This window comes from Klenkia brasiliensis (genome assembly GCF_900100695.1).
GTDB classification, from domain to species: Bacteria; Actinomycetota; Actinomycetes; order Mycobacteriales; family Geodermatophilaceae; genus Klenkia; species Klenkia brasiliensis.
This window is the reverse complement of record NZ_FNCF01000002.1, coordinates 236,083-257,530: the sequence shown is the minus strand read 5'-3', so window position 1 is coordinate 257,530 and position 21,448 is coordinate 236,083. Positions and strand designations below refer to the sequence as shown.

Sequence of the window (21,448 nt, the reverse complement as noted above, 5' to 3'; positions counted from 1 at the left end):
GGGACCGCCCGGGTCAGGCGAGGCGGCTCTTGAGGATCTCCAGCTCGTCCCACATCGTCGTGGGCAGCTTGTCGCCGAACTTGTCGAACCACTCGGTGATCTGCGGGATCTCCTCCCGCCACTCCTCCGGGCGCACCGCGAGCGCGGCCTCCACCTGCTCGTCGGTCATGCCCAGGCCCTCGACGTCGAGGGACGCGGGCGTGGGCACGTGGCCGACCGGGGTCTCCACCGCCGAGGCGGTGCCCTCCAGGCGCTCGACGACCCACTTGAGCACGCGGGAGTTCTCGCCGAAGCCCGGCCAGAGGAAGCCGCCGTCGGCGTCCCGGCGGAACCAGTTGACGTAGAAGATCGCCGGCAGCTTGGTGGCGTCGGCGGACTTGCCGGTCTCCACCCAGTGGTTGAAGTAGTCACCGGCGTTGTAGCCGATGAAGGGCAGCATGGCGAACGGGTCGCGGCGGATGACGCCGACGGCGCCGGTGGCGGCTGCGGTGGTCTCCGAGGACAGCGTCGCGCCCATGAACACGCCGTGGTTCCAGTCCCGGGCCTGGGTGACCAGCGGGATGGTGGTCTTGCGGCGGCCGCCGAACAGGATCGCCGAGATCGGCACGCCCTTCGGGTCGTCCCACTCCGGCGCCAAGATCGGGCACTGGGTGATCGGGGTGCAGAACCGGCTGTTCGGGTGGCTGGAGGGCTCGTCGGAGTCCGGGGTCCAGTCGCGGCCCTTCCAGTCGGTGAGGTGGGCCGGCGGCTCCTCGGTCATGCCCTCCCACCAGACGTCGCCGTCGTCGGTGAGCGCGACGTTGGTGAACACCGAGTTGCCCTGGTCGATGGTGCGCATGGCGTTGGGGTTGGTGTCCCAGCCGGTGCCCGGCGCGACGCCGAACAGGCCGAACTCGGGGTTGAGCGCGTAGAGCCGGCCGTCCTCGCCGAACCGCATCCAGGCGATGTCGTCGCCCAGGGTCTCGACCTCCCACCCGGGGATGGTCGGCTCGAGCATGGCCAGGTTGGTCTTCCCGCAGGCGCTGGGGAACGCCGCGGCGATGTAGTGCACCTTCTTCTCGGGGCTGGTCAGCTTGAGGATGAGCATGTGCTCGGCGAGCCAGCCCTCGTCGCGGGCCATGACCGAGGCGATCCGCAGCGAGTAGCACTTCTTCCCGAGCAGGGCGTTGCCGCCGTAGCCGGACCCGTAGGACCAGATCATCCGCTCCTCGGGGAACTGCACGATGTACTTCGTGGTGCTGCACGGCCACGCGACGTCGGCCTGCCCGGGCTCCAGCGGCGCGCCGAGCGAGTGCATGGCCGGCACGAAGGGCCGGTCCTCGCCCAGGGCCTGCAGGGCCGCGGTGCCGATGCGGGCCATGACGCGCATGGAGACCACGACGTACTCGGAGTCGGTGAGCTCGACGCCGAACATCGGCGACTCGGCGTCGATGGGGCCCATGCAGAAGGGGATGACGTACATCGTGCGGCCGCGCATGCAGCCGCGGTACAGCTCGGTCATGACCGACTTCATCTCGGCCGGGTCCATCCAGTTGTTGGTGGGGCCGGCGTCGGCCTCGTCGACCGAGCAGATGTAGGTGCGGTCCTCGACCCGGGCGACGTCGCTGGGGTCGGACTGGGCCAGGAAGGAGTTGGGCTTGGCGGCCAGCCGGGTGAAGGTGCCGGCGGCGACCAGCTGCTCGGTGAGCCGGGTCCACTCCTCGTCGCTGCCGTCCACCCACACCACGCGGTCCGGGGTGGTCAGCTCCGCCATCTCGGCCACCCAGGCCAGCAGCCGGGAGTGGGTGGTGGGGGCGTTCTCCAGACCGGGGGTGGCCACGGACGTCACGGGCGTCTCCATCCATCGTTGCCGCCGGTGCGGAGCTCGCCCCGGCGCTGGTGCGATCGGACGAGGCTAGCGCCGGAGCTGGGCCGCGGACAGGTTTTCCGGGTGAGACGTATCTGACGTCTTGTCCGGTGGCAGACGTCCCAGACGTCTTGGGCTCGGTTGACGTCGGCGCACGGCGGGCACGACGCCCGGCATGACCGTCACCGACCCCGACGTCCCCGACCCCGCCGCCGACCCCCGCACCACCCAGGCCGACCCCGGCGCCGTCGCCGAGGGCGCCGACTTGGCCTCCGCGCAGGACGACGAGCTCGCCGCCGGCGAGGACGAGCTGTCCGGCGACCCCGCCGGCGAGGCCGACGAGCAGCTGACCGAGCAGGAGCCCCCGGGCTAGCCGACGGCCCGGCGCGCGAGGTCCGCGAGCGCCCCGGCCACCTCGGCCGGGGCCTCCAGCGCGGTGAGGTGCCCCGACCCCGGGACGACCACGGCGGTCGCGTCCGGGCGCAGCGCCCGGAGCCGGGCCAGCCGCTGCTCCGGCGGGGTGGGCTCGTCGTGCTCCCCGAACAGCAGCAGCACCGGGGCCGGGAGGTCCCGGACGGCGGCCGAGGTGTCCGGCCGGGCGGCCAGCGCGCGGCAGACCCACGCCACGGCGGCCGGGTCCTGCGAGCGGATCATCGTGGCGACCCGCTCGGCCAGCTCGGGGCCGGCGTGCGGGCCGAGGCCCTCGGCCACGGAGTCCATCACCGCCCCGATGCCGTGCTGCTCCAGGTCGTCGGCGACGGCCAGCCGGTCGGCGGGGACGTCGGGCGGGCCCACCTCGGTGGTGGTGTCGCACAGCGCCAGCGCGGCCACCCGCTCCGGCGCCCGGCCGGCCAGCATCGCCGCCACGTAGCCGCCGGTCGAGAGCCCGGCCACCACTGCCCGGTCGGCGCCGAGCTCGTCCAGCAGCTCGAGGACGCCGTCGACGGCGAGCTCGAGCGAGGGCTCACCCCCGGCGGGGGACCCCAGGCCGGGCAGGTCGACGGCCACCGGCCGCAGCGGGGCCGGCAGCAGGGCCGCGACGTCGTCCCACAGGCGGTGGTCCAGCGGGAAGGCCGGGAGCAGGACGACGACCGGGCCGGGCCGGTCGGGGAAGGGGTCGGCACGGTTCAGCACGACCCTGCCCTACCCGCAGCTCAGAACCGGAAGCGGCCGACCTCGTACGGGTAGCGCACGACGACGTCGCCCACGGTGCTCTGCACCTCCGGCACCGGGGCACCTGCCAGTCGCCGGACGGCGCCCGAGCGGTGCTCGGATGAGAGCTCGGCCAGCGGCGGCCGGGTCACACGGTGCAGCTGTCGCCCTCGCAACCGGCGGCCGGCGGCACGGTGGCCAGCGGGTGGCTGTCGGCCCAGGCCCGCTCGAGCAGCTGCAGCAGCACCGACGGGTCCTGGGCGCCGGCGGCACCGTAGGTGCGGTCGACGACGAAGAAGGGGACGCCGGTGGCGCCGAGCGCCTGCGCGGTGGCGATGTCCTCGCGCACGGCGGGCAGGAACCGGCGGTCGGTGAGCGCGGCGCGCACCTCGTCGGCGTCCAGGCCGACCTCGGCGCCCAGGCCCACCAGCGAATCCAGGTCGAAGACCGACACCTGCTGCTCGAAGTGGGCGTGCAGCAGGCGCTCCTTCATCGCGTCCTGCAGGCCGTGCTCGGCGGCCAGGTGGATGAGCTGGTGGGCGAGCAGGGTGTTGCCGCTGACGCCGTTGGCCAGGTCGTAGTGCAGGCCCTCGCGCAGGGCCAGTGCGTCCAGCGAGGTCATCTGCTGGCGCATCTCGTCCTCGGAGCGGCCGTACTTGCGGGCCAGCGCCGGCAGGGTGGGGTGCACGTCGCCCTCGGCGACGGAGGGGTCGAGCTGGAAGCTGCGCCAGACCACCTCGACCTGGTCGGCGTGCTCGAACCGCGACAGGGCGGTCTCGAACCGGCGCTTGCCGATGTAGCACCACGGGCAGACGACGTCGGACCAGATCTCCACCTTCACGCGCGGCCCAACACCCCGGCCCCGCCCGGTGTTCCCGGGCGGGGCGGGGTGGGTCAACGGACGCCGACCAGGTCGACGACGAAGACCAGGGTGGCGCCGGGCTTGATGACGCCGCCGGCGCCGCGGTCGCCGTAGGCCATGTGCGGCGGGATGGTGAGCCGGCGGCGGCCGCCGACCTTCATGCCGGCGATGCCCTCGTCCCAGCCGGAGATGACCATGCCGACGCCGAGCCGGAACTCCAGCGGGTCGCCGCGGTCCCAGGAGGCGTCGAACTGCTCGCCGCCGTCGTGGGTGACGCCGACGTAGTGCGCGGACACCAGGCTGCCGGCGGTGGCCTCGGCGCCCTCGCCGACGACCAGGTCCTCGACCACCAGGTCGTCGGGGGCCGGGCCGGTGGGGGGCTCGACGTCGGGGCGGGTCAGCTCGGCCACGGGGGCTCCTCGGGTGCGGGTGCCGGGGTGGTCCCGGCGCTCGCCGACCAGCCAACCAGACCTGCCGGTGTGAAGCCTGGGTTACGTCTGGTCGCGGGCCCTTGCCCGGGTCGGTCCACCCGGCTCGAATGGGCCGCAGAGCCGCGGCAGCTGCCGTGCGGCCACCCCTCGGGGGTCCCACCATGAGCACGCCCACCCTGTCCGAGCTGGCCCGCGAGTCCCGGATGGGTGCGCCCGGCACCCTGACGGCCGACCGCGAGGTCCGCCGCATCTCCCTGGCCGACCTGGGCGCCCGCCGCGCCGAGGTCACCGAGCAGCTGTGGTCGGCCGCGACCGACATCGGCTTCTTCCAGGTCGTCGACCACGGCATCACCCCCGCCGAGGTCGACGCCGCCTTCGCCGCGGCCCGGGCGTTCTTCGCGCTGCCGGCCGAGGTCAAGGCGCGCTACCCGCTCAAGAAGGGCCTCAACGCCGGCTACGAGTTCAAGTCCCAGGTGCGCCCGTCGGTCGGGACGCCGGACCAGAAGGAGTCCTGGCAGCTGACCCGGCCGCACATGGACGGTCTCTGGCCCGCCGAGGACGAGGTGGCCGGCTTCCGCGGCACGGTGCTGGCCTTCGAGGCGCACTGCCACGAGGTCGCGATGACAGTGCTGTCCTGCTTCGCCGACGTCCTCGGGCTGCCGCGGGACTTCTTCGCCGGCGTCCACGACCCGGCCAACCCGCAGTACCAGTCGTGCCTGCGGCTGATCCACTACATGGCCTTCCCGGCCGAGCTGGTCGGCACCCCGGGCACCTGGCGGGCGGGTGCGCACACCGACTTCGACTGCCTGACCCTGCTCTTCCAACGGGCCGGCCAGGACGGCCTGCAGGTGCTGCCCGGCGCCGAGGCGGCCCGGCCGACCGACGACGGCTACGCCTGGACGCCGGTCCCGGCGACCGACGACGCCATCACCTGCAACATCGGGGACATGCTCGAGCGGTGGTCGGGCGGGCGGCTGCCGTCGAACTTCCACCGGGTCGCGGCACCCGGCCCCGGGCAGTCGCTGGACCCCCGGTTCTCCATCGCCTACTTCGCCCAGGCGGACAAGGACGCGGTCATCGAGACCGCGGGCGAGGCACCGATCACCGCCGGGGAGTTCCTGCTGCGCCGCATCCAGGCGAACTTCCGGTAGGACGCCAGCGGCCCGGTCCGACCCGGGGCAGGGGTCGGACCGGGCCGCGAGGCACGGTGCGGGGAGGTCAGTCGCCGAGCCCGGCGCGGTCGACCTTGCGGTGGAACCGCATGCCGGCCAGGCCACCGAGGACCGACCCGACCAGGGCGACACCGGCGACGACCAGCGCCACGATGAGCGCGGTGGTGCTCAGGTCACCCTCGTTGACGGGCAGCCGCGGGAAGGCGTTGAGCTGGCCCAGCACGTCGTACTGGTTGCCGGCGACGGCGGCCAGCACCGCGACGACGACGGCGACGACGACGGCCCAGACCCAGACCGCGATGCCCTGGCGGGCGCCGTGGAAGCGGGCCATGCGGCCGGCGACGTAGCCACCGGAGTAGTAGGAGAGGAACAGGATCACCAGGAGGGCGATGCCCCCGGCCCAGCCCACGGCTTGCGGGTTGTTCGTGGCGTCGTCCGCCGCCTGGGACAGCGAGGTGTCCGTGGCCAGGCCGACGGCGGTGCCGGCGGCGGCGACCAGCGCGGTCAGCAGCACGGCCATGCCCGTGGCGGTCAGCCAGCCGAAGAAGGCGGAGCCGATCTTGACCCCGCCGGCGCGCGACTTCTCGGCGGCGACGACGTCACGACGGGACGGGGTGGCGGCGACGGTGGTGTCGGCGGGCGCGCTGTGGGCGCCGGCGACGGGGGCGGGACGGGGGTTCGGGTCGACGGACACGGTCACTCCTGGGACGGGTTCCCGCTCCGGGCGGGGTGGACGGGGGGACGAGGGTGGTGCGGCCGGGCCGGGCGGTCGTGCCGCCCGGCCCGCAGGCGGCCTACTTGAAGATGTCCTTCACGTTCTCGCCGGCCTGCTTGGTGTTGGCGGAGGTCTGGTCGCTCTTGCCCTCGGCCTGCAGCTTCTCGTTGTCGGTGGCCTTGCCGATGGCCTCCTTGGCCTCGCCGACCAGCTCCTCGGCCTTGTTCTTGATCTTGTCGAGACCGCTCATGGCGTTGCTCCCGTGGGTCGGGCACCAGGGTGGTGCCGTTTCCGGCGAGGACGGCTGTCCCCGCCGGGCCCGGTGGGACGGATCTGTCCGCAACCGGATCGTCCGCAATGGTTCCTACGTCGTAAGCGCCCTGCGGACAGGCCTTCATTACGCCGTAAGCGCCCAGGCCAAACATGTGCGGGACAGATCACAACAGCCAGGTCTCGACGTGCGTGGTGCCGGTGTGCAGTGCCAACCTCGACGAGAAGCACCGACGAAGGAGGACCGTGGCCGACACGCCAGCCCCCCCGGACGACCGACCGGGCACCGAGCTGGGGGGCATCCAGGACGGCGGGCTCGAGCCACCCGACCACCCGGACGACCCCGACCTGCCGGAGAACCGTGGTCGGCGCGCGGCCGAGGACGCCCCCGGCCCGCCGAGCCTGGGCACCCGGGTGCCCCTGGACCGCGAGCGGATCATCACCGCGGCGATCGACTACATCGACGCGCACGGCCTGCCCCTGCTGACCATGCGCCGGCTGGGGTCCGCGCTGGGCGTCGAGGCGATGAGCCTCTACCGCTACGTGCCCGGCCGGGACGACCTGCTCGACGGCGTGGTGGACACCGTGGTCGACGAGCTGTTCGCCGACGACGAGGTGCTCTTCGAGCCCAGGTTCGGCTGGCAGGACTACCTGCAGCGGCTGGCGCACGGCGTGCGCCGCATCGCGCTCGCCCACCCGGCCCTCTTCCCGCTGGTCGCCACGCGTCCGCCGGCCGCGCCGTGGGTACGCCCCCCGTTGCGCAGCCTGAGGTGGGTGGAGTCGCTGCTGCGGGCCCTGCACACCCACGGGTTCAGCAGCGTCCAGGCCGTGGTGGCCTACCGCGCCTACACCAGCTTCCTGCTCGGCCACCTGCTGCTGGAGGTCGCCCAGCGCGGGGTCTCGGTGCACCCCGACGACGACCCCGACGGCAAGCCCGCGACCAAGCAGCTGGACCTGGTGGAGTTCCCGCTCATCTCCGAGCTGCAGCCGCTGCTGTCCCTCGACGAGACGCGCACCGAGTTCGAGGAGTCGCTGGAGAGCCTGCTGGACCGGCTGCAGACCATGCTGGAGTCCGGCGCCCACCACCTGCCGCCGGTCACCGACGAGGACGAGCTGACCACCCCGCCCCCCACCGGGATCTGACCGGATCCGCCCGGAACGGTTCCGAACCCGGGAGGTCCGGGTAGGCCCGGCCGATGAGCCTGCTGGGATTCCTCGACCGCATCGCCGACTCCCCCGCCCTCGACGGCGCCGACCGCCCGGTCCGGGCCGCCGTGCAGCGCGCGCTGCGGCCGCGCGCCGTCGAGGACGCCCTGCACGGCACCTGGCTGGGCCACCCGCTGCACCCGGTGCTGGCCCAGGTCCCGGTGGGCAGCTGGGTGGCCGCCGGTCTGCTGGACGCCGTCCCCCCGCTGCGACCCGCCGCGACCCTGCTCATCGGCACCGGGGTGGCCGCCGCCGTCCCCACCGCGATGGCCGGCTCGGCCGACTGGTCGCAGCAGGAGGTGGGCGTGCGCCGGGTCGGGCTGGCGCACGCCGCGCTGAACTCCGTGGCGCTGGGCCTCTACGCCGGGTCGCTGGTCGCCCGCAGGCGGGGGGCGGGAACCGCCGGCCGGGTGCTGGCCTACGCCGGGCTGGCGCTGGCCGGCGGCTCGGCGGCGGTCGGCGGGCACATGAGCTACGCGCAGAGCTCCGGCGTCTCGCACGCCGCCACCGCCGCGCGCTCGCTGACCCACGACTGGGTCGACCTCGGCCCGCTCGCCGACCTGCCCGACGGCCGGCCCGCACGGCGGTCCGGGCAGGGGAACGGCGAGCCGGTGCCGCTGGCCGTGGTGCGCCGCGGGGAGCGGGTGGACGTGTTCGTCGACGCCTGCGCGCACCTGGGCGGGCCGCTGTCCGACGGCACCGTGGAGCAGGTGCGCGGCCGCGACTGCCTGGTCTGCCCCTGGCACGACTCCGCGTTCGAGCTCGACGCCGGCCAGCCCACCCGCGGCCCGGTCGCCGTCCCGCAGGAGAAGCTGCTGGTCAAGCACGAGGGCGGCCGCGTGCTGGCCCGCCTGGCCGGCCGCCACACCGGCGACGACTGACCCGGTTCAGCCCAGGGCGGCGCGGGCGGCGGAGCGGACGGCGGCGGCGAGGCCGTCCAGGCTCGGCGAGCGCAGCTTCCACTGCTGCCACCACAGGACGACGTCCACCGCCCCGGCCGGGTCCAGCTCCACCAGTCCGTCGTCGGGCCCGGTCTGCAGGTCGGGCACCATGCCCCAGCCCAGCCCGAGCCGGACGGCGGTCAGGTAGTCGGCGCTGGCGGGCACGAAGTGCACCGGCGGGGCCGGCCGGTCGTGGGTGCGCCGGCTCAGGTAGGCCGCCTGCAGGTCGTCGGTGCGGTCGAACACCACGACCGGGGCGCGGCGCAGCTCGGCGGGGGTGGTGCCGCCGGCGAACCAGGTGCGGGCGAAGGCGGCGGTGGCCATCGGCCGGTAGGTCATCGCGCCCAGCCGGGTGACCGAGCACCCGGGGACGGCGACGGGGTCGGCGGTCACCGCGGCCATCACCGTGCCGTCGCGCAGCAGGGCGCTGGTCAGCGTCTGGTCGGCCACCCGGACGTCGAGCTGCACCCGGTCGGCCAGCGGCGCGACCGCGGGCAGGAACCAGGTGGCCAGCGAGTCGGCATTGACCGCCACCGGCAGCACGGGCGGCCCCGACGTGGCGGACCCGGCCAGCTGCGCGGTGGTGTCGGCGACCAGCAGCTGCACCTGGCGGGCCAGCCGCAGCACCGCGGCACCGGCCTCGGTCGGGACGACGGGCCGGCTGCGCACCAGCAGCACCTGCCCGGTGGCGGACTCCAGCGCCCGCAGCCGCTGGCTCACCGCCGACGGCGTGACGTGCAGCAGCCGGGCGGCACCGTCGAGGGTGCCCGCCTCCACGGCGGCGGCGAGCGCCTGCAGCTGGGCCAGGTCCATCGACAGTGCAGCTTACGGTGCTGCAGAACCGTGCGCGGAACTGTCGGCCCCGCAGCCCTAGCGTCGGACCCGTGCTCACCGCTGTGCTGGCCGGCCTCGGCCTCGGCCTGTCCCTGATCGTCGCCATCGGCGCGCAGAACGCCTTCGTGCTGCGCCAGGGCCTGCGCCGGGAGCACGTGGCCGCCGTCGTGGCGGTCTGCGCCGTGTCCGACGTGGTGCTGATCCTGGCCGGGGTGGGCGGGACCGGGGCGGTGCTGACCCGGGTGCCGTGGCTGGTCGACGTCGTGCGGGTCGCCGGCGCGCTGTTCCTCGGCGGCTACGCGGTGCTGGCCGCCCGGCGGGCCCTGCGGCCGGCCGCGCTGGCCACCGACGCCGGGGGCAGCCGGGCCGGGATCGGTGCCGTGGTGGGCACGGCCGTGGCGCTGACCTGGCTGAACCCGCACGTGTACCTGGACACCGTGCTGCTGCTGGGCTCGGTGGCCGGCACGCACGGCGACGACCGCTGGTGGTTCGCCGCCGGCGCCTGCACGGCCAGCCTGCTGTGGTTCACCGGGCTGGGCTTCGGCGCCCGCGCACTGCGCCCGGTGTTCGCCCGGCCGGCGGCCTGGCGGGTGCTCGACGGCGTCATCGCGCTCGTCATGGCCGCCCTCGCGGTCTCCCTGCTGGTCGGGCCTGGTGGGATCGTGGGGTGACGGAGCTGCGCTGGCGAACCGACCCCGCCCAGGTGGACCCCCCGCTGCGCGCGGCGCTGCTGGACTGCTGGCGCGACGTCACCAACACCGGCGGCGCGGTGGGGTTCCCCGTCGTCCCGGTGGACGACGCGACCGTCGCCCCGGTGCTGGACGCCCTGGTCGGCTCGCTGTCCGACGGCGTCCAGCTGCTGGTCGCCACCGGGGAGGGGCGCCTGGCCGGCTGGCTGGTGCTCGAGCGCAACCCGCAGCCGATCTTCGCGCACTGGGCGACCCTGAAGCGGGTGCAGACGCACCCCGCCGCCCGGGGCACCGGGGTGGGCTCCCGGCTGCTCTTCGCGGCCGCCGACCGGGCCCGGGAGCTCGGTCTGCACTCCCTGCACCTGACCGTGCGGGCGGGCACCGGCGCCGACGGCTTCTACGCCCGGCACGGCTACCGGGAGGTGGGCCGGTGGCCGGGTGCGATCCGCCTGGGCGACGGCGAGCTGCGCGACGAGCTGCTCATGCACCTCCCGCTCGGGCCCGGCTGATCACCGGGCGTCCTGCGCCACCGGTTCCCGCACCTCGGGAGGGACGTCGTCGGTGGACCCGCGCCGGGCCTCGAGCACCCGGCGGCCGACGGTCAGCAGCGCGACGACGCCGAGCACCGACACCGCGTGCTGGACGTCGGCGATGCCCTGGTCCAGCACCAGCCCGCCGACCATGCACACCGCCAGGGCCGCACCGGCCCACCGCCGCCACCGGCCGGCGGGCATCGTGACCACCAGCGCCGCGATGAGCGCCCAGCTGCCGGCCGAGGTGCCGCCGTCGACCTCGTGCAGCTGGAGGCGGGCCGGGTCGAACCCGAGCGCGGCCGCGACCCGGGTGCCCAGCAGCACCGGCACCGAGCCCAGCAGGTCGCCGGCGAAGAAGCCGACCGCGGTCCAGCGGCTGCCCAGCCGCCGCTCGGCGACCGGGATCACCAGCATGAGCAGCAGGTTCACCCAGACCAGGCCGGGGCTGGCCTGCACCACCGGCGAGGTGAGCAGCCGCCAGACCTGGCCGTGCAGGAGCAGGTCCCAGGACGACCCGGCGGCCAGGATCAGCTGCCGGTGCACCTGCGGGTCGTAGGCGCTGGACAGCATCAGCCACAGCTGGACGGCGACGAACGCCGTCGTCACCGGGAACTCCCGGACGACGCGGGCCAGCCGCACCAGCGGGTTGCGCCGGTCGGGCAGCTCGCCCAGCCGCGCCACCGCCACGGCCACCCGGGGCAGCGCGCTCTCCGACGTCGTCACCAGGTACCGGGGCTCCCAGCGCGGGGCCCACTTGTCCTTGAACGACCGCAGCCCGGCGTAGTCCAGCAGCGCGCCGCCGTGCTCGTAGAGCAGCCGCATCACCCGGGCGGGCACGCCGGGCTGGTCGTCCAGGCCGGTGAAGGGCGCCAGGCCGAGGTTCATGCCGGTGCCGCCGTCGGCCCGGAAGCGCTCGGCCATGGCCACGAACAGCTGGTCCATCACGCCGTTGACCGAGCCCGGTCGGCGGCGCATCAGGTCGAAGCTGCGGTCGCGGCCGCGGTAGGGCGGCAGCGTGTTGGCGAAGGCCTGCACCCGGTCCTCGTCGTCCACGACGGCCAGCACCGGGGTGGCGCGCAGCTGGTCGGCGTCGAACTGGCCGAGGGTGAAGGTGCGCTCGCGGTGCTCGCCGTCGGCCGACCAGGCGTCGGACACCTCGCGCAGCCGGGCGAGGTCGGCGTCGGTCAGCGGGTGCTCCAGGGCCACCACGCGGTAGCCGGCGCGCTCGCAGCGGCGCACGGCCGAGCGGATGGACTTGCCGGGGCGGCCGGCGGGGGGCACCTCGGCGTCCAGCGGGACGACGGCCTCCTCGCCGATCTTGTACGCCCGCAGGCCCAGCGGGGCCAGGTCGTCCAGCTCGTCGGCGGTGACCTGGTGGAACCCGGCGGTCCAGCCGTTGCGCCGGCACAGCTCGAGGAACTCCTCCGCCACCGCCCGGCGGCTGCCCGGGGCACCGACCGGCCCGCCGAGGGCGACCGCCGTCCGCCCGCGCAGGCCGTAGCCGACGAAGGCCTGCCCGTCCGAGCCGATCAGCCACCGCTTGTCCGGCAGCAGCTGGAAGTGCGCCAGCGACGTCGTGGCGTGCGCGGCCAGCAGCCGGGCCACCACGGCGCGGTCGGCCTCGTGCTGGCGGCCGCCCGAGACGGCGGCGACCAGCAGCGCGGCCCCCACCAGCACCACGGCCAGCGCGGCGCCGCGGGAGGCCGAGACCAGCCACTCCGCGTGCCGGGTCAGCGGCTGGTCGTCGACGGGCAGCATGAGCAGCAGCCGGCCGGCCGACTCCAGCGAGCCGGCGAACGTCGTCCCGCCGCGGAACTGGCCGTCGAGCTCGTAGAGGCCGACCGTCGCGACCGCGCCGACCAGGGCCGCGCCGCCGGCGAGCACCGCGATGCCCCGGCGGACCAGCATCGGGTCACCGCGGGCGACGAAGGACCGCCCGGCCAGGGCGACGCCGACGGTCAGCAGCGCGAGCAGCACCGACACCGGGGTGTGCCGGTGCACCACCAGGGACCCGGCGGTGGCGGCGACCAGCGCGGCGACGGCGGCCAGCCAGGCCGCGCGCCGGCCCCGCAGCAGCGCCCGGACGACGAGCAGCAGCACCAGCCCGGCGCCCAGCAGCAGGTAGCGGCCGCCGTCGATCGCCGCGACGGCGCTGTCGAAGGGCCGCAGGCCCGGCACCGGCCGGTGGTGGGGCTGGGGCAGCACCGCGGCGACCGACGCGAGCGCCGCCGCCCCCACCACGAGCGCGACCAGCGCGCTGCCGCGCCGGACCCAGCGGCCCTCGGCCACCACGTTCATGCCGGCTCCCCTTCCCGGACGGCGACCCACGCCAGCCCGCCGACGGCGAGCGGCACCCAGAACTCGGCGACCCGGAACAGCAGGGTGGCCGCGGCGGCGATCCCCAGCGGCACCCCGGCCACGGTCAGCGCGGCCCCGGCGCCCAGCTCGGCGGCGCCGATCCCGCCGGGCAGCGGACCCAGGATCGCCGCCACCGAGGCCAGCACGTAGGCCGACAGCGCCAGGCCCAGGTCGTGCGGCCCGCCGACGGCGGCCAGTGCGGCCCACAGCATGCCGACGCCGGCCACGTCGACGCACGCCGCGGCCAGCAGCGGCGGCACGGCCCGGGCCGGACGCCGGGTGAGCACCTCGGCGGTCTCGACCAGCTCGCGGGTGCGCGCGGGGTCGGGGGCGGCGGCGGGGCGGCGGGTGACCGCGGCCCGGACCCGCGCGGCCCGGACGGCGAGGGCGTGCAGCGCGGCGGGCCGGCGGACGGCGAGCACCGTGAGGGCGACGCGGGCGACCGACAGCAGGGTGAACAGCCCGCCGGCGAGCCAGTCCAGCCCGGTCAGCTCCCCCCGGGCGCCCAGGACGCCGAACCCGGCCAGCAGCACCAGCAGGAAGCCGAGGTCGGTGACGGTGGCGGCCAGCAGGTAGGCGGTGGCGACCTCGGTACGCGGCAGCCCGCGGCGGCGGCCGGCCCGGGCCATCGCGGCGAGGCCGGCCAGGCCGGCGGAGGTGACGACGGAGTTCAGCGCGACGGCGGAGACCGCGCCGCCGGCGACCGCGGGCAGGTCGGCGGCGCGCAGCCGGGTCACGCCGGCCAGGGCGGTGGCGTGCAGCGCCGTCCAGGCCGCCCACCACAGCAGCAGAGCGGCGGCGAGCACCAGCAGCCACCGGGGGTCGGCCAGGTGGACCCCGCGGACGACGTCCGCCAGGTCCCGCCGCTGGGTCCACGCGACGACGACCACGACGGCGGTGACGACCCCGGCGACGGCCAGCCGCCGGCCCGTCGTCGTCCCCGATGCGCTCACGTGGGGCGACGGTAGGTTGCCCACAGCCTTCCTGCGCCCGCTCCCAGCAGACCCACAGCCGGATCTGCCGGGTTGGCAGCGTTCTCCCAGGCCACGGACGGTAGAACGGGCCCATGAGCAGCAGCAGGAGGCAGTTCCTGGGCCGGGCCGGGCTCGGGATCGGCGGCCTGGTGGTCGGCGCGGCCGCCGGCGGGACCATCGGCACGGTCGTGGCCCGGGACGACGACGACGTCCGCGCCGAGGCCCGCGCAGCCGCCGAGGCCCGGTTCGCCGAGGCCGGCGGGGCCGCCGACGAGGGCGAGTCGGTGGCCCGGCTGGGCACCCACCGGGTCGTCTGGAACACCACGGTGACGTCCCCGATCGCCTGCATCAGCTTCGACGACGGGCCGACGCCCGAGTTCACCCCGCGCATCCTGGAGGCGCTGGCCGCCGCCGGGGTGACCGCCACGTTCAACGTGATGGGCTACAACGCCGTGCAGCACCCCGACCTGCTGCGCGAGGTGCTGGCCGCCGGCCACGAGATCGGCAACCACACCTGGACCCACCGGGACCTGACCACGCTCACCGCGGCGCAGACCCGCGACGAGCTGGTGCGCTGCCGGGACGAGGTCGCCGCGCTGGTCGACCAGCCGTTCACCAGCTTCCGGCCGCCGCGCGGGGAGATCACCGGCTACGCGCTCCGGGTCGCCGCGGAGCTGGGCTACGACACCTACATCTGGTCGGTCACCCGCGGGCCCGGGGGCAAGAAGCAGGTCGGCGAGATCGGCGACTACATGGGCCAGACCGTGGTCGCCGGCGACGTGCTGGGCCTGCACGACGGCATCGGCCAGGGCACCTTCGACCCCACCGCGTCCTTCGCGCAGGCGCTGTCCGAGCGGCGCGAGCTCGAGGTGCAGGCGCTGCCGTCGGCGCTGCAGCAGATCGCCGACCGGGGCATCACCCTGGTGAGCGCGAACCGGCTGCTGGCGATGAGCGAGGCCGAGCCGGTCGGCGGCCAGCCCGCGACGACGGTGGACTGACCGCGCTGCAGCGGGCCCCGAGGTCGGCGAAGGCCCGCACGAGCTCGGCCGGTTCGGCGTGGGAGAGGTCGGCGTCCAGGCGCAGCAGCGAGGCGGCCAGGCCGACCCACGACCAGGACCCGGCCGAGACCCGGCACCGGTCGCCGTCCAGCGGCTCGACGGTGCCGTCGCCCAGGTAGGGCGCGACCGACTCGGCGGGCGCGGCCAGCACCACCCGTCCCCGGCACGGCCACCCCTCGGCCGGGTCGCGCGAGCCGCGGAACAGGGCGGCGACGAACGCGCCGGGATCCTCGCCGGGCACCTCCCGTGGGGTGAACCGGGCGCCCAGCGGGGTGCGCGGGGTGACCCGGTCGAGCCGGAAGGTCCGCCAGTCGTCGCGGTCGAGGTCCCAGGCCAGCAGGTACCAGTGGCCCTCCCGGGCGAGGACGGCGTGCGGCTGGGTCCGCCGCACGGCGCCGCCCAGGTCGAACCGGAGCTCCTGCCGGGCCCGCACCGCGCCGGTGACCGCGACCAGCACCTCCTGGTCCACCTGCGCGACCGGGCGGCCCGGGACGGCGGCGACCTGCACGGCGTCGACGCGGTGCCGCAGCCGCGAGGGCATCACCTGGCGCAGGGTGGCCAGCGCGCGGTGCGCGGCGTCGTCGGCGGACAGCTGCAGCGCGAGCGCGACCGCGACGGCCTGCTCGTCGTCCAGCAGCAGCGGCGGCAGGGACGCCCCGGCGGCGAGCCGGTAGCCGCCGTCCGGGCCCATGGTGGCCTGCACGGGGTAGCCGAGGTCGCGCAGCCGGTCGACGTCCCGGCGCACCGTGCGGGGGCTGACCTCCAGGCGCTGCGCGAGCAGCGACCCCGGCCAGTCGCGGCGGGACTGCAGCAGCGAGAGCAGGGACAGCAACCGGCCGGGGGTTCCGCTCACCGCTCCAGGATCGCGCACGTGTAGGTCAGGACCTGACCGCTACCTCCGTCAGGCTGGCTGCATGAGCATCACGACGACCACCCACCTCAACTTCCGCGGCCAGGCCCGGGCGGCCCTGGAGCACTACGCCGACGTGTTCGGCGGCCAGGTGCAGGCCTTCACGTTCGCGCAGGGCGGCACCGACCGGGACCGCGCCGACGGCGCCGTCGACGACCAGGTCATCTGGGGCGGGGTGACCGCTGCGAACGGGTTCGCCGTCATGGCCTTCGACGTCCCGCCCGGCCGCCCCCACGACCCGGGCACCGACGCCGTCTACGTCTCGGTGCGCGGCGACGACGCCGAGGAGATCACCCGCTTCTTCCGCGGGTTGGCCGAGGGCGGCACGGTGCGCGCAGACCTCGGCCCGGCCGGGTTCTCCCCGCTGTACGGCATGGTGACCGACCGCTTCGGCGTGACCTGGGTGCTCGACGTCGCCGCGTCCTGGTGAGCGGTGCCCGGCGGGGGGTCAGACCCGGACGACGATCCCCCGCCGGGCCAGCACCTGGCACACCGCCCACACCACGACGACGGAGAACGTGGCGTACAGGTAGGCCGACGCCGTCGCGCTGGTCAGGTCGGTGAGCCAGCGGTCGACGGCGGGCTGCACGTCGTACCGGAGCACCGCCCGGAACAGCAGCTCCGAGGTCACGAAGGCCACGATCGCGTTGAGCCCGAGCACCTCGGCCGGCCGGAACGGGCGCCGCACGCCGCGGACGTCGACCAGCCAGAGCGCCGCGGCCAGCACCACCAGCCCGATGCCGCCGGTGACCAGCACGAACGACGGCGTCCAGAGCCGCTTGTTGACCGGCAGCAGCGGGGCCAGCGCCAGGCCGAGCACCAGCAGGACGGCGGCGCCGGCCAGCATCCGCGGCAGCGCGGCCCGCACGCCGCGCTCCAGCAGCACCCGGCCGGCCAGGACCCCGATGAACACGGTCACCGCGCTGGGCAGGTAGGAGTGCGGGGCCTCGGCGGAGAAGTCCAGCCCCATGGTCTGGTCGAGCCAGTGCGCCCAGGAGAGGTCGGGGTCGACCGCCGTCCGGCCGCTGCCGGGGACCGGCACCCAGACCGCGACCGCGGTGAGGACGGCGAGCACCGCCGCGGCCGCGGGCACCTGCGCGCGCCGGGGCAGCCGCAGCAGCAGCCAGCACAGCAGGTAGGCCCCGGCGATGTGCCCGAGCACGCCGGCGCCGACGGCGCCGAACCCGTACTTGGCGGTGACCACCAGCCAGCCGAGCAGGCCGAGCTTGAGCACCCGGACGAGGACGGCGCGGGGCCGGTCGGCGCGCCGGGAGAAGGGCATCGACACCCCGACGACCAGCAGGAACACCGGGAACACGACGTCGGCGACGCGCAACCCGTGCCAGGGGGCGTGCACCAGCTGCTCCCCGATCTGGGCGTTGCCGCGGTTGTCGACGAACAGCATGCCGACGACGGCGAGGCCGCGGGCGACGTCCACCCCGTGCAGCCGCACCTGCTGCGTCGTCGTCACGGCTCCCATGCTGCGGCCGCACAGCACATCCGCACCCGTCCGGCAGCGACCCCGGAGCAGGTTCACAGCTGTCTCCCGGGTCCACGGCGTGCTGTGGGTCCCGTTCGTCGAACCGAGGAGGAAGCCATGCAGTCGACCACCACGATGCTGCGTGAAGAGGCCCGCGTCGTCCCGCTGGGCACCGCCCCCGACCAGCTCGCGGCCACCCTGGACGCGCTCGCCGGCTACGAGCAGGTCGCGCTGACCAGCGTCGCCACGCTGATGGGCGACCCGCGGGTGGCCGAGCTGCGGGGTTGCGTCGCGGCCACCCAGGACGCCGCCGACCTGGCCGCGGTGTGCCGCCGGGTGCTGGCCCGCAACACCCCCGCCGCCAGCGCGGTGTGGCGCTCGGTGCTGGGCACGACCGTGCACGCGCTGGACCGGGCCGCGCACCTGGGCGCGCAGAACCTGGAGTGGCGCACCTGCCGGCTGCAGGCGGAGGCCGCGGCGGAGACCGCGCACCGCTGCCGCCAGCTGCGCGCCCAGCTCACCTGACCCCGCTCCCGGCTCGGGGGGCAGCGTTGATCAGGGGAGTTGATCCAACTCCGTCCTGGTGCGCGAGATCTGGTGAACCAGGACGGAGTCGGATCAACCTCCCTGATCAACGCTGCGGGGGGCAGGCCTCAGGTGAGCGGGGAGCGCGGGAGCATGCGGTCGCTGATGATCCGCTTCTGGATCTCGCTGGTGCCCTCGAAGATCGTGGTCAGCCGGGCATCGCGCCAGTGCCGCTCGACCTGCCGCTCGGTGGTGTAGCCGTTGCCGCCGTGCAGCTGCATGGCCTGGTTGGTCACCCGCACCGCCATCTCGGTGGCCTGCAGCTTGACCATCGCGGCCTCGCGCTCGCACGGGACGCCGACGTCGAGCAGGTGCGCGACCTGCCGGTAGAACGCCCGCGACTCCTCCACCTGGGCAGCCATCTCGGCCAGGGCGAACCGCAGCGCCTGGAAGTCACCGATCGGGTGGCCGAACTGCTCGCGCTCCTGCAGGTAGGTGGTGGAGTCCTCGACCGCGGCGCGCGCCAGGCCCACGGCCCGGGCGGCGGTGTGCACCCGGGCGGTGTTGAGGAAGGCCTGCGCCTCGGCGAACCCGGCCCTGGACCCGCCGTCGCCGTCGCCGTCCCCCGGGCCCACGATCAGGTCGTCGGCCGGGATGCGGACGCCGTCGAACTGCAGGTCCCAGGTCAGGAACCCGTGGTAGCCGACCTTGTCGATCGGGTAGCCGGACAGGCCCTCGGGGAACGAGCCGCGCTCCTTGGCCAGCAGCACGTTGCGCAGCCCGCGGGAGCGGGACTCCCCCGGCTCCGGGTCGGCCACCCGCACCAGCACCTGGATGAAGTCGGCGGCCTTGGCGTTGCCGCACCAGCGCTTGTGCCCGGTGATCACCCACTCGTCGCCGTCGCGGACGGCGCGGGTCTGCACGTTGGCCAGGTCCGAGCCGGCGTCGGGCTCGCTGAGCGCCACAGCGCCGATCCAGGAGCCGGCCGCGGACTTCTTGAGCAGCTCCGCCCGGCGGGCCGGGTCGGCCACGGAGGTGCCCATGCCCTGGGAGCGGGCCAGGATGGAGGCCACGCTCATCCAGGCGCGGGCCAGCTCCTCGCTGACCATGCAGTACTCGAAGACGCCCAGGCCCAGGCCGCCGTGCTCGCGGTCGACCGTGATGCCGAAGTAGCCCAGCTCACCGAGCCGCTCCAGCAGGTGCTGCGGGATCTCGCCCTTCTGCGGGTCGAGCTCGTCCGCGACCGGCAGCACCTCGTCCATCGCGAACGCCCGGGCCTGCAGCTGCAGCGCCTCGCGCTCGGGGGTGTGCCACGGCGGCAGCAGGTCGGGCCGGCGCGGCTCCATCTCGACGGTGCCGGTGGTGGTCTCGTCGGTCGTCACTGCGGTCTCCTGCACGTCGTCGGGCGGGGTCGCTGCCAAGTTACCGGCGGGTAACCATCCGGGCACCCGCTCCGGCGAGGATCACACCGATCAGCGCACGCCGCGTTCCTGCGCCAGCTGCACGTAGTGCTGCACCACCTCGGCGTCGTCGACGGCGCCGAGGTTGAGCGCCTTCTCGGGAGGCACGCCCTGGAACAGGCGCTTGAGCGGGACCTCCAGCCGCTTGCCGGTGCGGGTGTGCGGCACCCCGGGGACGACGACGACCTCGTCGGGCACGTGCCGCGGGCTCGCCTCCCGCTTCACCGCCTCCCGGATCTCGGCGACCAGGGCACCGGTCAGCTCGAACCCCGGCGCCAGCTGCACGAACAGCGGCATCCAGTAGCCGCCGTCGCGCTGCTCGACGCCGAGGACGACGCAGTCGGCGATCGCCGGGATGCTCTCCACCGCGGCGTACAGGTCCGCCGTCCCCATCCGGACGCCGCCGCGGTTGAGCGTGGAGTCCGAGCGGCCGGTGATGATGCAGCTGCCGGTGGGCGTGATCTCCAGCCAGTCGCCGTGCCGCCACACCCCCGGCCACGGCTCGAAGTACGCCTCCCGGTAGCGCGAGCCGTCGGCGTCGCCCCAGAACCGCAGCGGCATCGTCGGCATCGGCTCGGTGACCACCAGCTCGCCGAGCTCGCCGACCACCGGGTGGCCGTCCTCGTCCCACGACGCCGCGGCCACCCCGAGCATCGGCCGCTGCAGCTCGCCGGCCACCACCGGTAGCAGCACCGAGGAGCCGATGAACCCGGTGGCCACGTCGGTGCCGCCGGACAGCGACCCCAGGAACACGTCGGGCTTGACCGCCGCGTAGACCCACTCGAAGGTCGAGGCCGGCAGCGGCGACCCGGTCGACCCGATGCCCCGCAGCGCGGACAGGTCGTGGTCGTCCCCGGGGCGGAGCCCGGCCTTCTCGCAGGCGGACAGGTAGCCGGCACTGGTGCCCAGGTAGGTGGTCCGGCAGGCGGCGGCCACGGCGAACTGCGCGTCCAGCGCCGGGAAGCCGGGTGCGCCGTCGTGCACGACCAGCGTCGCGCCGGTCAGCAGCGAGCAGGACGCGATGTTCCACATGATCCAGGCGGTGGAGGCGTACCAGGAGAACCGGTCCCCGGGGGCGACGTCCAGGTGCAGGCCGCCCTGCTTGAGCTGCTCCAGGGCAACCCCGCCGTGCCCGTGCACGATGCCCTTGGGCAGCCCGGTGGTGCCCGAGGAGTAGACGATCCAGAGCGGGTGGTCGAAGGGCAGCTCCTCGGGCACCGGCTCCTGGACGTCGGCCACCGCCTCGGACCAGGCCAGCGCGCCGTCGGGCAGCTCGTCGCCCAGGCGGGGCAGCGCGATCGTCGTCCGCACCGTGGGCAGCGAGTCCCGCAGCTGGGCGACGACGTCGCGGCGGTCGTGCTCGCGGCCGCCGAACCGGTAGCCGTCGACGGCGACCAGCACCACCGGCTCGATCTGGGCGAACCGGTCGAGGACTGCGCGGGGGCCGAAGTCCGGCGCGCAGGCCGACCACACCGCGCCGATGCAGGCGCAGCCCAGGAAGGCGACGACGGCCTCGGGCACGTTGGGCAGGTAGCCGGCCACCCGGTCACCGCGCTGCACCCCGAGCCGGCGCAGCGTCGCGGCGAACGCGCCGACCTGGCCGCGCAGGTCGGCCCAGGACAGCTCGTGCGGGTCGGTGAGCCCGTCGGCGGTCTCGCGCACCGACACGATCGCCGGCCGCTCGTCGGTGGCGTGCCGCAGCGCGAGGCGGGCCAGGTTCGTCGTCCGGCGGGGGAACCACTCGGCGCCGGGCATGGCGCGGGAGCGGAGCACCTCGTCGTCCTCGACCGGCGGCTCGCCCCCGAACACGTCGAACCAGGTGGCGACGTCGGCCCAGAACTGGTCCAGGTGCCCGGTCGACCAGGCCCAGACCGCGTCGTAGTCGGTGCCCAGCGGCAGCCCCCGCCGCTCCTCGACCCAGGCGGCGAAGCGTCCCAGCTGGGAGGCGGCGGCGGACTCGGGTGTCGGGGACCACAGCGTCACGCCGTGCACCCTGCCAGGTCGGGGGCGGTTCGGAAGGCCCTCCGCCGGG

General features: G+C 75.2%; 23 protein-coding genes. 9 read left to right on the top strand and 14 right to left on the bottom strand.

Going from position 1 to position 21,448, the window contains the following annotated elements:
- Positions 1–13: 13 nt before the first annotated feature.
- A complete protein-coding gene (locus BLT39_RS05610) occupies positions 14–1,828 on the bottom strand; it encodes a phosphoenolpyruvate carboxykinase (GTP) (RefSeq protein WP_091060239.1) in 1,815 nt (604 codons plus the stop codon).
- Between the two features lie 193 nt (positions 1,829–2,021).
- Here BLT39_RS05610 and BLT39_RS05605 point away from each other — a divergent pair, with 193 nt between their 5' ends.
- Entirely contained in the window at positions 2,022–2,219 is a 198-nt protein-coding gene (locus tag BLT39_RS05605) for a hypothetical protein (RefSeq protein WP_091060236.1), read from the top strand.
- On the opposite strand, the gene BLT39_RS05600 is transcribed toward BLT39_RS05605, so the two are convergent.
- From BLT39_RS05600 to BLT39_RS05590, 4 genes are read right to left on the bottom strand one after another with little or no spacing between them, the layout of a single operon-like run.
- Positions 2,216–2,980, bottom strand: coding sequence for an alpha/beta fold hydrolase (locus tag BLT39_RS05600; protein WP_091060232.1), 765 nt, complete (start codon positions 2,978–2,980; stop codon positions 2,216–2,218). The genes BLT39_RS05605 and BLT39_RS05600 overlap by 4 nt on opposite strands.
- A gap of 20 nt (positions 2,981–3,000) precedes the next feature.
- Positions 3,001–3,150, bottom strand: coding sequence for a hypothetical protein (locus tag BLT39_RS22270; RefSeq protein WP_165640160.1), 150 nt, complete (start codon positions 3,148–3,150; stop codon positions 3,001–3,003).
- The gene (locus tag BLT39_RS05595) at positions 3,147–3,839 is read right to left on the bottom strand and encodes a DsbA family oxidoreductase (RefSeq protein ID WP_091060227.1); all 693 of its coding nucleotides are present in this window, start codon (positions 3,837–3,839) and stop codon (positions 3,147–3,149) included. The genes BLT39_RS22270 and BLT39_RS05595 overlap by 4 nt, the downstream gene beginning before the upstream one ends.
- Positions 3,840–3,892: 53 nt before the next feature.
- Positions 3,893–4,270, bottom strand: coding sequence for an FKBP-type peptidyl-prolyl cis-trans isomerase (locus tag BLT39_RS05590; RefSeq protein ID WP_091060224.1), 378 nt, complete (start codon positions 4,268–4,270; stop codon positions 3,893–3,895).
- Positions 4,271–4,452: 182 nt separating this feature from the next.
- Here BLT39_RS05590 and BLT39_RS05585 point away from each other — a divergent pair, with 182 nt between their 5' ends.
- On the top strand, positions 4,453–5,442 hold the full coding sequence (locus tag BLT39_RS05585) for an isopenicillin N synthase family dioxygenase (protein ID WP_091060221.1): 990 nt from the start codon (positions 4,453–4,455) through the stop codon (positions 5,440–5,442).
- Between the two features lie 67 nt (positions 5,443–5,509).
- Here BLT39_RS05585 and BLT39_RS05580 read toward each other — a convergent pair whose 3' ends face one another.
- Positions 5,510–6,157, bottom strand: a complete 648-nt coding sequence (locus tag BLT39_RS05580; RefSeq protein ID WP_207507641.1) for a hypothetical protein — start codon at positions 6,155–6,157, stop codon at positions 5,510–5,512.
- Between the two features lie 100 nt (positions 6,158–6,257).
- A complete protein-coding gene (locus BLT39_RS05575) occupies positions 6,258–6,428 on the bottom strand; it encodes a CsbD family protein (protein ID WP_091060217.1) in 171 nt (56 codons plus the stop codon).
- A gap of 266 nt (positions 6,429–6,694) precedes the next feature.
- Between BLT39_RS05575 and BLT39_RS05570 the strand changes: the two genes are divergently transcribed.
- Both BLT39_RS05570 and BLT39_RS05565 read left to right on the top strand, forming a co-directional pair.
- Positions 6,695–7,591, top strand: coding sequence for a TetR/AcrR family transcriptional regulator (locus tag BLT39_RS05570; protein ID WP_242658182.1), 897 nt, complete (start codon positions 6,695–6,697; stop codon positions 7,589–7,591).
- Between the two features lie 53 nt (positions 7,592–7,644).
- Positions 7,645–8,535, top strand: a complete 891-nt coding sequence (locus BLT39_RS05565; RefSeq protein WP_091060213.1) for a Rieske (2Fe-2S) protein — start codon at positions 7,645–7,647, stop codon at positions 8,533–8,535.
- Between the two features lie 6 nt (positions 8,536–8,541).
- Here BLT39_RS05565 and BLT39_RS05560 read toward each other — a convergent pair whose 3' ends face one another.
- Positions 8,542–9,408, bottom strand: coding sequence for a LysR family transcriptional regulator ArgP (locus BLT39_RS05560; RefSeq protein ID WP_242658181.1), 867 nt, complete (start codon positions 9,406–9,408; stop codon positions 8,542–8,544).
- Between the two features lie 71 nt (positions 9,409–9,479).
- Between BLT39_RS05560 and BLT39_RS05555 the strand changes: the two genes are divergently transcribed.
- Complete coding sequence (locus BLT39_RS05555) at positions 9,480–10,100, top strand: LysE/ArgO family amino acid transporter (RefSeq protein WP_091060206.1); 621 nt, start codon at positions 9,480–9,482, stop codon at positions 10,098–10,100.
- Positions 10,097–10,627, top strand: coding sequence for a GNAT family N-acetyltransferase (locus BLT39_RS05550; RefSeq protein WP_091060203.1), 531 nt, complete (start codon positions 10,097–10,099; stop codon positions 10,625–10,627). The genes BLT39_RS05555 and BLT39_RS05550 overlap by 4 nt, the downstream gene beginning before the upstream one ends.
- On the opposite strand, the gene BLT39_RS05545 is transcribed toward BLT39_RS05550, so the two are convergent.
- Positions 10,628–12,949, bottom strand: a complete 2,322-nt coding sequence (locus tag BLT39_RS05545) for a phosphatidylglycerol lysyltransferase domain-containing protein (protein ID WP_091060199.1) — start codon at positions 12,947–12,949, stop codon at positions 10,628–10,630.
- Complete coding sequence (locus BLT39_RS05540; RefSeq protein ID WP_165640159.1) at positions 12,946–13,962, bottom strand: lysylphosphatidylglycerol synthase domain-containing protein; 1,017 nt, start codon at positions 13,960–13,962, stop codon at positions 12,946–12,948. Before BLT39_RS05540 ends, BLT39_RS05545 begins: the two co-directional genes overlap by 4 nt.
- A gap of 113 nt (positions 13,963–14,075) precedes the next feature.
- Here BLT39_RS05540 and BLT39_RS05535 point away from each other — a divergent pair, with 113 nt between their 5' ends.
- On the top strand, positions 14,076–14,981 hold the full coding sequence (locus BLT39_RS05535; RefSeq protein WP_091060191.1) for a polysaccharide deacetylase family protein: 906 nt from the start codon (positions 14,076–14,078) through the stop codon (positions 14,979–14,981).
- On the opposite strand, the gene BLT39_RS05530 is transcribed toward BLT39_RS05535, so the two are convergent.
- A complete protein-coding gene (locus tag BLT39_RS05530; RefSeq protein WP_091060188.1) occupies positions 14,899–15,894 on the bottom strand; it encodes a helix-turn-helix transcriptional regulator in 996 nt (331 codons plus the stop codon). The two genes, BLT39_RS05535 and BLT39_RS05530, sit on opposite strands and share 83 nt — an antisense overlap.
- A 61-nt stretch (positions 15,895–15,955) precedes the next feature.
- On the opposite strand from BLT39_RS05530, the gene BLT39_RS05525 reads away from it, so the two are divergent.
- Positions 15,956–16,381, top strand: a complete 426-nt coding sequence (locus BLT39_RS05525) for a VOC family protein (protein ID WP_091060187.1) — start codon at positions 15,956–15,958, stop codon at positions 16,379–16,381.
- Positions 16,382–16,399: 18 nt separating this feature from the next.
- Here BLT39_RS05525 and BLT39_RS05520 read toward each other — a convergent pair whose 3' ends face one another.
- Positions 16,400–17,422, bottom strand: coding sequence for a heparan-alpha-glucosaminide N-acetyltransferase domain-containing protein (locus tag BLT39_RS05520; RefSeq protein ID WP_165640158.1), 1,023 nt, complete (start codon positions 17,420–17,422; stop codon positions 16,400–16,402).
- A gap of 126 nt (positions 17,423–17,548) precedes the next feature.
- Here BLT39_RS05520 and BLT39_RS05515 point away from each other — a divergent pair, with 126 nt between their 5' ends.
- Positions 17,549–17,956, top strand: coding sequence for a four-helix bundle copper-binding protein (locus BLT39_RS05515; protein ID WP_091060185.1), 408 nt, complete (start codon positions 17,549–17,551; stop codon positions 17,954–17,956).
- 128 nt (positions 17,957–18,084) lie between these two features.
- Here BLT39_RS05515 and BLT39_RS05510 read toward each other — a convergent pair whose 3' ends face one another.
- Both BLT39_RS05510 and BLT39_RS05505 read right to left on the bottom strand, forming a co-directional pair.
- Positions 18,085–19,338 carry an acyl-CoA dehydrogenase family protein gene (locus tag BLT39_RS05510; RefSeq protein WP_242658180.1) on the bottom strand — a complete coding sequence of 418 codons (1,254 nt, stop codon included), beginning with the start codon at positions 19,336–19,338 and terminating at the stop codon, positions 18,085–18,087.
- A gap of 90 nt (positions 19,339–19,428) precedes the next feature.
- Positions 19,429–21,399 (bottom strand): acetoacetate--CoA ligase, encoded by a 1,971-nt coding sequence (locus BLT39_RS05505; RefSeq protein ID WP_242658179.1) that lies wholly within the window; start codon positions 21,397–21,399, stop codon positions 19,429–19,431.
- Between the last annotated feature and the right edge of the window lie 49 nt (positions 21,400–21,448).